Here is an 11,242-nt window from a genome sequence, read left to right as displayed (position 1 = left end):
TATTATGTCCATAATATCTTCAGATTGTGAGGAAATATCAAAGTGTAGAAGCATTATTGTCCCAGGGGTAGGTGCATTTCCAAATGGCATGAAAAATATGAAGGAAAAGGGACTTGATAAGGTAATTAAATCCTTAGCAAATGAAGGAAAACCAATACTTGGAATATGTCTTGGCATGCAGCTTTTCTTTGAGGAAAGTTATGAAATTGAAAAATGCCAGGGATTGGGTTTATTAAAAGGAAGCATCAGGAAATTAGAAGGTGCTATAAAAATTCCTCATATGGGATGGAACAGTTTATCTTTTGAGACTAAATCTCCACTGCTAGCAGGCGTAGCTGAAAATAGTTATGTATATTTCGTTCATTCATATTATGCAGAGGGTTGTGAGACGGGCACAGTAAATGCGTATTGTATGTATGATAAAAAGATACCTGCAATTGTAAGCAAGGGTAATATATTTGGTTTGCAGTTCCATCCAGAGAAAAGTGGAGAGGCTGGAATGAAATTACTTAAAAACTTTGCGGAGGTGGTATAATGAAGATATTCCCAGCTATAGATTTAAAAAATGGAAAGTGCGTTAGGCTTTATCAGGGGGTATTTAATTCATCTGAGATTGTTGCGCAGGATCCTCTGACAACAGCCCTGAATTTCGCTAGCAAAGGAGCAGAGTATCTACATATGGTAGACTTGGATGGAGCTCTGAGCGGAAATATTAAAAATTTAGATAGTATAAATAAAGTTATAAATGATTTAAAGATCCCAGTGCAGTTAGGTGGGGGAATACGCTCTTTGGATACCATTGAAATGCTACTTGAAAAGGGTTTGAATAGAGTAATACTTGGTACTGCAGCTTTAAATAATCCGGTACTAGTAAAAGAAGCAGTAAAAAAATTCGGAGAAAAAATTGCCATTGGTATCGATGCAAGGGATGGATTTGTAGCAGTAGAAGGTTGGCAAACAAGTAGCAAAATAGAATATATAGATTTTGCTAAAGAAATGGAGAGTATAGGTATAAAAACTATTATTTTTACAGATATAAGTCGCGATGGCACTTTGACAGGACCTAACTTTGAAGCAACAGGGAAGATAAACGATATGGTTACCTGTAATATTATTGCATCAGGTGGTATGAAAAACATTGAAGATATAAAAAGACTTAAGAAGATGAATATGTATGGGGCTATTATAGGAAAAGCACTTTATAGTGGAAATATATCCCTTGAAGAAGCAGTATTAGAAGGGAGGGGGACTGCAGATGCTTACTAAGAGAATTATTCCCTGTCTGGATGTGACTATGGGACGGGTAATGAAGGGAATAAACTTTATAAATTTAACAGATGTAGGTGACCCTGTAGAAATCGCAGAGTTTTATAACCAGCAGGGTGCAGATGAAATTGTATTTTTAGATATAACTGCCACTCATGAGGGAAGAAAAACAATGGTTGATGTTATAAAAAGGACCGCTGAAAAGGTATTTATACCACTAACTGTAGGTGGAGGAATTAAGAGTATAGAGGATTTTAAAGAAATTCTTAGAGCTGGAGCAGATAAAATATCTATAAACTCTGCTGCAATTCGAAATCCTGAGCTTATAACAGATGCGTCAGTAAAATTTGGAAGTCAATGTGTCGTAGTTGCTATAGATGGGAAAAGAAACGATGACAACACAGGGTGGCATGTAGTTATAAATGGTGGAAGAATAGATACAGGACTAGATGCAGTGAAGTGGGCAAAAAAAGTAGAAGAGCTAGGGGCAGGTGAAATACTATTAACAAGTATGGATGCTGATGGAACAAAAAAAGGTTATGATATAGAGTTTATAAATGCAATTACGGGTATTGTAAATATTCCTGTAATTGCATCTGGTGGATGTGGAAAAATAGAGGACTTTTATGATGTTTTTGCAAAAAGTGGCGCAGATGCGGCACTTGCAGCTTCACTCTTTCATTACAAAGAACTATCCATACGGCAAGTAAAAGAGTATCTTAAAAATAAAGGTGTTGAAATTAGGATTTAATCAAAAATAAAGAAATGTGGTGGTTTTTGTGGATGACATAAAGGAGATTCAATTTAACAATGGGTTATTGCCTGCAATAGTACAGGAGCAATGTAGTGGAGAGGTTTTGATGCTGGCATACATGAATGAAGAATCTCTAAAAAAAACTATAGAAACAGGGACTACTTGGTTTTGGAGCAGATCTAGAAATAAGTTCTGGAATAAGGGAGAAACCTCAGGACATTTTCAATATGTAAAAAGCATAAATATTGATTGCGATGGGGATACAATTCTAATAAAGGTAGAGCAAATTGGCGTAGCTTGCCATACGGGAAGCAAAAGTTGTTTTTATAGGCAAATTTGTGAGAAATAAGCATAGTTAAAATAAAAGTAATAGTAATAAAGGTCATAATATAAATAGAAAAGGGGATTAATAAAATGAGTGAAAATAATGTAGTACAGGAACTTTATAAAATAATTGAAGAGAGAAAAGTAAATTCTATAGAAGGATCTTACACAAGTTATCTTTTTCAAGAAGGATTGGACAAAATTTTAAAAAAAATAGGAGAAGAAAGTGCAGAAGTAATAATTAGCAGTAAGAATAATGACCCGAGTGAAATGGTGTCGGAAATATCAGATTTATTTTATCACACATTAGTACTTATGGTGCTTAAGGGTATAAAAGTAGAGGATGTTGTGGCTGAACTTGAAACAAGACGGAAAAAGATATGCAATAAAAAACAAAAGAGAGAAGATATTGAAAGTATACACTAAGATAAAAGGCAGATGAATGGTATTTGTAATTGTAAATTTTTGAAAAGCAAATCCTTGACAAATACCCCAACTTGTTATAATATTTAAACATTAAAGAAGTAGTAGGTAATAATTCAAACTATTGTGAGGCGTTATTATGAAAAATATCATTATTAATGGAATCAACAGGAAAGTATATTATTATTTTAGCTTGGGCTATTTTTAGTTTAGCACAGGTTACTTTTCATACAAAAAAATATATAAGATTTCTTTAAATAATGAGTTAAAGAATAAAATTATGGTGCCAGTTTATGCTGCTTTATAAAAGGTAAACTAAGCTATTCAAAGGGAAGACTCATTAAATGGGTCTTCCTTTTTTTATACATTTTTATAAGAAATTATAAATTAATTATTTATTAAAGAAAGGTAAACAAATAATACTTTAGGAGGAATTTTAAATGGTAATTGTAATGAATTGTGATGCAAAACAAGATCAAGTTAAAGGAATTGTAAAAAAAATAGAGAAGTGGGGGTGTGCCGTTCATATTACACAAGGAGAAAACTGTTGCATTCTAGGACTTGTTGGAGACACAAGTGCAATAAACATAAGCCAAATTGAAGCAGAGGAAAGTGTTGATAAGGTTATGAGAGTTCAATCACCTTATAAAAGAGCTAATAGACTTTTCCATCCAGACGACTCAATAGTAAAGGTAGCGGACAAAACAATCGGTGGAAAAGAACTAGCAATAATAGCTGGCCCATGTGCTGTGGAAAGTGAAGAGCAATTGATAACTATTGCAAAAGAAGTAAAGCTTGCAGGAGCTAATTTCCTAAGAGGTGGAGCTTACAAACCAAGAACTTCTCCATATAGCTTTCAGGGAATGGAGGAAGAAGGACTAAGAATATTATTAGAAGCCAAAAAATTAACAGGACTTCCAATTGTAACTGAGGTTATGAGTGTAGAGCTCGTTGAGAAAATAACACAATATGCTGATGTATTGCAAATTGGTGCTAGAAACATGCAAAACTTCGACCTTTTAAAGGAAGTAGGAAGATGTAATAAGACAATACTTTTAAAAAGAGGCATGAGTGCAACAATTGAAGAATTTCTTATGTCTGCTGAGTATATAATGTCTGAGGGCAATCAAAATGTAGTTTTATGTGAAAGGGGAATTAGGACTTTTGAAACATTCACAAGAAATACTTTAGATCTAAGTGCAATTCCAGTGCTTAAGAAACTTACTCATTTGCCGGTTATAGTGGATCCAAGCCATGCTGCTGGTAAATGGTGGTTAGTAGAGCCTCTTGCAAAGGCTGCTATAGCAGTTGGCGCAGATGGTCTTGAAATTGAGGTGCACTGCGATCCTGCTAATGCATTTAGTGATGGACCACAATCATTAAAACCAGAGAAATTCAAGACTCTTATAGATTCAATAAGAATAATTGCAGAAACGCAAGATAGAATAATTTAAGGGGTGGTAAATTTGGATTGCACCGATTTTAATATTACAATTGTAGGCTTAGGACTTATTGGTGGATCCTTTGCTATGGCACTAAAAGAGTTAAATCCTAAAAATCTTTGGGCTATTGACATAGACAAAGAGACATTGGATACCGCGGAAAAGATGAATATTATTGATAAAGGATATATAAGTCCAGAAATACCTCTCAGTAATTCGGACATTGTTATTCTAGCGATTTATCCGCAAAAGACTATAGATTTTATGAAAAGTAATATGAATTTATTTAAAAGGGGAGCAGTCATTACAGACACTGCTGGAATTAAGAGTGATTTAATAAAAGAAATTATGCCTGTACTTCGAGAGGATTTAGATTTCATCGGTGGACATCCTATGGCAGGAAAAGAAGAGTCTGGACTCAAGGCTGCCACTAAGGATATGTTTAAAAATGCTAATTATGTATTAACCCCAGTGGATGGGAATAAACAGGAAAATATAAATTTAATAAGGGCAATAGCTGGAGGTATGGGTTGCAAGAAAGTATCTAATCTTACACCGAAAGAGCATGATGATATAATTGCTTATACAAGCCAGTTACCCCATGTTATAGCTGTTTCGTTAATAGATTGTAATAGTTCAATTATGGGGATATCTCAGTTTATTGGAGGGAGTTTTAAAGACACAACAAGAGTTGCAACTATTAATGGTGAATTATGGCCCGAATTACTCCTGTATAACAAAGGAAATATAATTAGTAAGATAGAAGACTTTGAAAACAATATTAAGGGAATAAAAGATGCAATATTAAATGGTGATGCAGACTTTCTAAAGAAAAGATTTGAGAATGCAACGAATAAGAGAAAGGAGATAGAGTAAGTGTATAGTATAGAAGTTAAAGCCTCCAGTGGAAGCTATCCAATACATATTAAGAATGGATTACTAGATGAAATTGGCGTAGAAATTAAGAAAATATATAAAGGAAGAAAAATAGCTATAGTGACAGATTCTAATGTTAATGAATTTTATGGACAAAAAGTCATTAATTCATTAAAAGAAGAAGGTTTTGAAACTTTTAAAATTGTTGTTAAATCTGGTGAAGAAAGCAAGTGCTTTGAAACTCTTTTAGAGGTATACAACAAACTATTAGATTTTAAAATAAACAGAGGGGATATTATAATTGCCCTAGGTGGTGGAGTTGTAGGCGATATGACTGGTTTTGCAGCATCCACTTTTTTAAGAGGGATTCCCTTGATACAAATTCCAACTACACTACTTGCCCAGGTGGACAGTAGCGTAGGTGGAAAGGTAGCAATAGACCTACCTCGTGGAAAGAACCTTATAGGAAGCTTTTATATGCCAAAGGCAGTTTTTATTGATCCATTGCTTCTTGGCACACTTAATGACAAGTTTTTAAATGATGGTATGGGTGAAGTTATAAAATGCGGAGCAATTAAAGATAGAGAGCTATTTTATAAATTAATGAATTATGAAAGCAAAGAATCTCTTTTAAAGGAGATAGATAAAATTATCTACATTTGCTGTAGTATTAAGGCTACTATTGTTGAAGCTGATGAGAAGGATACTGGGGATAGAATGTTATTAAATTTTGGTCATACTCTAGGTCACTCAATTGAGCAGTTCTTCAATTTTACTAAGTACTCCCATGGAGAAGCTGTTGCAATGGGAATGTATACAATAACAAAACTAGGAGAAGAACTAGGAATTACTAAAACTGGAACAGCAAGTGCTATAAAAGACATTTTAATTAAGTACAATTTACCTTGGGACTTGCCTGAAATAAAAAGTGAAGATTTAATTGAAAGTATTAGTCATGATAAGAAAAACATTGGCTCTTATATGAATTTCATATTAATAGAATCCATTGGTAATAGCTTTATTGAAAAAATTGATAAAGCAAAAATCGTCGGTTATTTGCAAAAGGTCATTAAGTAATTAATATATTGAATTGAGGTGTTTAGCTATGAAGTCAGTTATAATTCAGCCTTTTTCTTTAAATGGGAAAGTGAAAATTCCGCCTTCAAAATCATTATCTCATAGAGCAGTAATAGCCGCAGGGCTAAGCAATGGGGAATGTACTATTGATAATATTAGTATGTCACAAGATATAATAGCTACATGTGGAATAATGGAGAAAATTGGAACTACGATAATAAAATTTCCTAAAAACCTTCTAATAAGTGGAAAAGGTAAGCCTCAACTTGCATGTGAGGAGAGGTCTAATAACGAAACCTCATGCAATGAGCTACAATGCAATGAAAGTGGATCAACTTTACGTTTCTTAATCCCTATAGCTATGCTTATGGGGATTGAGATAATTTTTAAAGGTAAGGGTAAACTAGTGCAAAGACCTCTTGAACCTTATTATGAAATTTTTAATAAGCAGAATATAAAGTACACTACGGACAATGGCTACCTTCCTTTAAAAATAGACGGGAGCCTTAGATCTGGAATTTTTGAACTTAGAGGAGATATAAGTTCTCAGTTTATTACTGGTCTCCTTTATGCTCTGCCTCTATTAAATGGAGATTCCACAATTAAAATTACTACTCAAATGGAATCTATTGGGTACATAGATTTAACATTAGATATACTTTCTAAATTTGGAATAAATATAGAAAATAATAATTATAGAGAATTCAAAATAAAAGGAAATCAACACTATGTAAAAAGAGATTACAGAGTTGAAGGTGACTTTTCACAAGCGGCCTTTTACCTTGCTGCGGGTGTTTTAGGTGGAGAGGTTGAATGTCTTGACCTAAATATGGAATCACTTCAAGGGGACAGAGTAATAGTGGACATAATTAAAAATATGGGCGGAAAGATTACCAGCGAAAATGGTATTTTAAAGGCTTCAAAATCAGCTTTAAAGGGTACTGTTATTGATGCATCACAGTGTCCTGACCTTGTACCAATAGTTGCGGTGCTTGGTGCTTTAAGTTTTGGTACTACTAAAATTATTAATGCTGCTAGAGTTAGGATTAAAGAATCTGATAGATTAAAAGCTATAGCAACAGAGCTAAATAAAATTGGAGCAGATGTTATTGAAAGGGAAGATTCACTGATAATCCATGGCAAACCATGGCTTAAAGGTGGAATTGTAAATAGCTGGAATGATCATAGAATAGCTATGGCTATGGCAATTGCTTCAATTAGATGTACGCTCGAGCTAACAATCGAGGATAGTGGGGCAGTTAAAAAGTCCTATCCAGAGTTTTATGAAGACTTTAAGAGCTTAGGAGGAAAAGTTAATGAGCGGACAATGGGGTAAAAAAGTGAAATATTCTATATTTGGAGAATCTCATGGAAGAGGGATAGGAATAACTATTGATGGATTGCCACCGGGAATAAAGCTAGATATGGACTTTATTAATGGCGAAATGCAAAGACGCGCCCCTGGACGTAATGAATTTTCAACAAAAAGAAAAGAAGGAGACAAAGTAGAAATTATAAGTGGATATTTTAATGGATATACCACCGGCACCCCACTTTGTGGAGTAATTTTCAACGAAAATCAAAATTCAATGGATTATGATAAATTAAAGGATTTAGCGCGGCCTGGTCATGCAGATTTAACAGGAAAGGTTAAATCTGAAGGATTTAACGACTACAGAGGTGGAGGTCATTTCTCCGGAAGAATTACAGCGCCACTAGTTTTTGCTGGGGCTATTGCAAAACAGATACTTTTTGATAAGGGAATTGTAATAGGAAGTCATATTTTAAGTATTGGGAATGTCTTTGACAGCTATTTTGATGGCGTTAATTTAGAGATACAGACGTTAGCAGATGTTCTACATAAAGATTTTCCTGTGCTTGATGATTCAAAAGGGAAAGAAATGAGAAGTATTATTTTAAAGGCTAAGGAAGAAACAGATTCTGTTGGAGGTATAATTGAAGTAGGCATATTGAACCTGCCTTGTGGACTTGGTGAACCATTTTTTGATTCTATAGAAAGTAATTTAGCTCAATTACTATTTTCAGTGCCAGCAGTAAAGGGTGTAGAATTTGGAATGGGATTTGATATAACAAAAGTTCGAGGAAGCGCTGCAAATGATATACCTTACATGGAAAGTGGAAGTGTTAAAATGAAAACTAACAATAATGGTGGAATTAATGGTGGTATTTCTAATGGAATGCCAATAGTTTTTAGAGCTGCCATGAAACCTACACCTTCCATCGCTAAGCTTCAAAATACCATTGATATGGTAAGCTTTGAAAATTCAGAGATATCTGTTATAGGCAGGCATGACCCTTGCATAGTTTTAAGAGCATTACCAGTAATTGAAGCTTGCGCTGCAATGAGTATTTTAGATTTTATCTAATTCTAATTTAAGGATGTGTTTTAATGAGTAATTTGGATGATTTTGATATTGATGATTTGAGAAATCAAATTGATAAAATTGACTCTAGCCTTGTTTCACTATTTGAAACTCGTATGGAAGTAGTGCTAAAGATAGCTGAATATAAAAAGAAAAATAATATTCCAATTTTAAATGGAGCTCGCGAAGAAGCAGTTATAAAGAAGAATTTAGACAAAGTTAGAAATAGTGATTTATTTTCAGAGGTAGAAGAATTCCTCAAATATGTTATGAAATTAAGTAGAGGGTTTCAAAGTAAATCTTTAAACAGTGAGAGAGTTTTGTCTAAGGGTAAAAAGCAAATTGTTGGCTTTTATGGTGTTACAGGATCTTTTAGCGAACAAGCTTTAAATGAGTATTTTGGTGAACAGGTGGACACAAAGGCAATAAGCGAGTTTGAAGATATATTTTTGGAGTTGAAATATGGGAAAATAAATTATGGGGTTATTCCTATAGAAAATTCTTCCACTGGAGCGATTTCAGAGGTCTATGACCTTCTTAATAAAAATAATTTTCATATAATAGGAGAAAAGTACCTTAAAATAAGTCAAAATCTAATGGGAATTAAAGGTTCAACTTTAGATGATATAAGAGAAGTATATTCTCATGCACAAGGAATAGAGCAAAGTATGGAATTTTTAAAAGGCTATAAGCATTGGAAGCTTACTCCTTATAAGAGCACTGCAAAAAGTGCAGAATTAGTTAAAAATAGAAAGGACAAAACAATGGCAGCAATAGGTAGCACTAAGGCAGCAGAAATTTACGATCTTGAAATCCTGCAGAAGAATGTAAATTCAAATGCAACAAACATGACTAGGTTCGTTGTCATAGGTAAAGAGATAGAGACAAATGGTGATAGCAATAAAATAAGTTTGGTTTTATCTACTACTCATAAGGCAGGTTCACTATATCATGTGTTAAAGTATTTTGCAGAGAATGATATTAACCTTTTAAAGATTGAATCCAGACCAATAAAAGATAAGCCATGGGAATACTTTTTTTACATAGATTTCCAGGGGAATATATATGAAGAGAATGTTGTATCAGCAATTGAGTTAGTTAAAAAGAATAGTCGTTATTTTAAGATACTTGGGAATTATAGAAGCGCAATAGTTGATATTGAGTAAGTTTGTAGCGGATGATGGATACACAAATATTTATCATTAAAATTATTGTTGTATAATGTAGTAAAACAAAGTAAGATTAGATTAAAATTAATTCAAGGGGGGAAACTAATAGTTGTTTGAGATGAAGGAAAAATATAAAACAGGTATTCCACAAATTGATGCAGAGCATGAAAAGCTTTTTGAAATAGGGGAAAGAGCTTATCAATTGTTAATAGATAAATTTGATATGGATAAATATGATAAAATAGTTGGAGTAATTGAGGAATTACAAGGGTATACTGTGTATCATTTTAAACATGAAGAAGAATATATGGAGAGTATAAATTATAAAAGATTATTTACTCAAAAAATGGATCATGCAGGTTTTATTAAAAAAATATATGAAGTGAATTTGAATAAGATAGATGATAATCAAGATGAATCTATAATGGGAATACTAACTTTTTTAAATGAATGGCTGATTAATCATATATTACAGAAAGACTTACTTATCGCAGCAAAATGAAATATAGATAAGCTAGACTAAAGTTAATGTATAAATAATAAGATATTAAATTATTGATTTTAAAGCTTAGGATTGTAAAAACAATTTTAAGCTTTTATTAAAATGATGCAAAAGAGATGTGAATGTTAAATAGTATATTGACAAATCTTAAAATTAGGTGTAATTTATAAGTATAATTAGCACTCAATCACATAGAGTGCTAACAAAACAAAGAACTAAGACAATTGGTACGAGAGGGGAAATTTAAATTGGAAAAGAAACAGTTTAAAACAGAGTCGAAGAGAATATTGGATATGATGGTAAATTCAATATATACACATAGAGATATTTTTTTAAGAGAACTTGTCTCTAATGCAAGTGATGCTATTGATAAAATTTATTATAAGACATTAGCAGACGAAACACTAACTTTTGAAAAAGAAAACTATTTTATTAAAATAGAAAATGATAAGGAAAACAGGATATTAAAAATCTCTGATACGGGTATTGGAATGTCAGAAGTGGAGCTTAGTGATAATCTTGGAGTTATAGCCCAAAGTGGATCTTTGGCATTTAAAAAAGAAAATGAAATAAAAGATGGGTATGACATAATTGGACAGTTTGGAGTAGGATTCTATTCCGCATTTATGGTAGCAGATTCTATTACTGTTATAAGTAAAGTTTTTGGTAGTGATGAAGCATACAAGTGGGAATCTACCGGTGCTGAGGGGTATACAATAGAGCCTTGTGCAAAGAGCTCTGTTGGTACAGAGATTATACTTAAAATAAAAGAAAATACAGAAGAAGAAAACTATGATAAATACATTGATGAATCCGGAATAAAATCAATTATAAAGAAATATTCAGATTTTATTAGATATCCAATTAAAATGAGCATAAGTGAATCAAGACTTAAAGAAGGTAGTGAAACAGAATATGAGGACTTCGTAGAGGAAAAGACTGTAAATAGCATGGTTCCTATATGGAGAAAAAATAAAAGCGAGCTTAAGGATGAGGATTACGATAATTTCTATGCTGAAAAGCAC

13 protein-coding genes are annotated in these 11,242 nt (G+C 32.9%); all 13 read left to right on the top strand.

The window, feature by feature from the left end; translation table 11 throughout:
• Window positions 1-535 (top strand): imidazole glycerol phosphate synthase subunit HisH (hisH, locus tag JJE11_RS07130; protein ID WP_291634021.1); only part of this gene is annotated, 535 nt, incomplete at its 5' end.
• Window positions 535-1,266: a 1-(5-phosphoribosyl)-5-[(5-phosphoribosylamino)methylideneamino]imidazole-4-carboxamide isomerase gene (hisA, locus tag JJE11_RS07125; RefSeq protein WP_291634019.1), complete on the top strand. Its 732-nt coding sequence runs from the start codon at window positions 535-537 to the stop codon at window positions 1,264-1,266. The genes hisH and hisA, both read left to right, overlap by 1 nt.
• Window positions 1,256-2,017: an imidazole glycerol phosphate synthase subunit HisF gene (gene hisF, locus JJE11_RS07120; protein ID WP_291634017.1), complete on the top strand. Its 762-nt coding sequence runs from the start codon at window positions 1,256-1,258 to the stop codon at window positions 2,015-2,017. The genes hisA and hisF overlap by 11 nt, the downstream gene beginning before the upstream one ends.
• A gap of 19 nt (window positions 2,018-2,036) precedes the next feature.
• The gene (gene hisI, locus JJE11_RS07115; RefSeq protein ID WP_291634023.1) at window positions 2,037-2,369 is read left to right on the top strand and encodes a phosphoribosyl-AMP cyclohydrolase; all 333 of its coding nucleotides are present in this window, start codon (window positions 2,037-2,039) and stop codon (window positions 2,367-2,369) included.
• 65 nt (window positions 2,370-2,434) lie between these two features.
• Window positions 2,435-2,770: a phosphoribosyl-ATP diphosphatase gene (gene hisE / locus JJE11_RS07110; protein WP_291634015.1), complete on the top strand. Its 336-nt coding sequence runs from the start codon at window positions 2,435-2,437 to the stop codon at window positions 2,768-2,770.
• 437 nt (window positions 2,771-3,207) lie between these two features.
• Window positions 3,208-4,221, top strand: a complete 1,014-nt coding sequence (aroF, locus tag JJE11_RS07105; protein ID WP_291634013.1) for a 3-deoxy-7-phosphoheptulonate synthase — start codon at window positions 3,208-3,210, stop codon at window positions 4,219-4,221.
• A 12-nt stretch (window positions 4,222-4,233) separates the two neighbouring features.
• Window positions 4,234-5,085: a prephenate dehydrogenase gene (locus tag JJE11_RS07100; RefSeq protein WP_291634011.1), complete on the top strand. Its 852-nt coding sequence runs from the start codon at window positions 4,234-4,236 to the stop codon at window positions 5,083-5,085.
• Window positions 5,086-6,162 carry a 3-dehydroquinate synthase gene (gene aroB, locus JJE11_RS07095; protein WP_291634009.1) on the top strand — a complete coding sequence of 359 codons (1,077 nt, stop codon included), beginning with the start codon at window positions 5,086-5,088 and terminating at the stop codon, window positions 6,160-6,162.
• Between the two features lie 28 nt (window positions 6,163-6,190).
• A complete protein-coding gene (aroA, locus tag JJE11_RS07090) occupies window positions 6,191-7,498 on the top strand; it encodes a 3-phosphoshikimate 1-carboxyvinyltransferase (protein WP_291634007.1) in 1,308 nt (435 codons plus the stop codon).
• A complete protein-coding gene (gene aroC, locus JJE11_RS07085) occupies window positions 7,479-8,549 on the top strand; it encodes a chorismate synthase (protein WP_291634006.1) in 1,071 nt (356 codons plus the stop codon). The genes aroA and aroC overlap by 20 nt, the downstream gene beginning before the upstream one ends.
• 23 nt (window positions 8,550-8,572) lie before the next feature.
• A complete protein-coding gene (gene pheA / locus JJE11_RS07080) occupies window positions 8,573-9,712 on the top strand; it encodes a prephenate dehydratase (protein ID WP_291634004.1) in 1,140 nt (379 codons plus the stop codon).
• Between the two features lie 112 nt (window positions 9,713-9,824).
• Complete coding sequence (locus tag JJE11_RS07075) at window positions 9,825-10,217, top strand: hemerythrin family protein (RefSeq protein ID WP_291634003.1); 393 nt, start codon at window positions 9,825-9,827, stop codon at window positions 10,215-10,217.
• A gap of 248 nt (window positions 10,218-10,465) precedes the next feature.
• A partial coding sequence (locus JJE11_RS07070; protein ID WP_291634001.1) for an ATP-binding protein occupies window positions 10,466-11,242 on the top strand: 777 nt, incomplete at its 3' end.

The organism is Clostridium sp. (genome assembly GCF_016650095.1).
Classification (GTDB): Bacteria; Bacillota; Clostridia; order Clostridiales; family Clostridiaceae; genus Clostridium_AD.
The sequence above is the reverse complement of the archived record's forward strand: the minus strand, read 5'-3'. Positions and strand labels throughout refer to the sequence as shown.

Excerpts from the sequence above, each read along its gene's own strand:
- hisA (WP_291634019.1), top strand. The coding sequence starts at position 535 with ATGAAGATATTCCCAGCTATAGATTTAAAAAATGGAAAGTGCGTTAGG.
- hisF (WP_291634017.1), top strand. The coding sequence starts at position 1,256 with ATGCTTACTAAGAGAATTATTCCCTGTCTGGATGTGACTATGGGACGG.
- hisE (WP_291634015.1), top strand. The coding sequence starts at position 2,435 with ATGAGTGAAAATAATGTAGTACAGGAACTTTATAAAATAATTGAAGAG.
- aroF (WP_291634013.1), top strand. The coding sequence starts at position 3,208 with ATGGTAATTGTAATGAATTGTGATGCAAAACAAGATCAAGTTAAAGGA.
- aroA (WP_291634007.1), top strand. The coding sequence starts at position 6,191 with ATGAAGTCAGTTATAATTCAGCCTTTTTCTTTAAATGGGAAAGTGAAA.
- aroC (WP_291634006.1), top strand. The coding sequence starts at position 7,479 with ATGAGCGGACAATGGGGTAAAAAAGTGAAATATTCTATATTTGGAGAA.
- pheA (WP_291634004.1), top strand. The coding sequence starts at position 8,573 with ATGAGTAATTTGGATGATTTTGATATTGATGATTTGAGAAATCAAATT.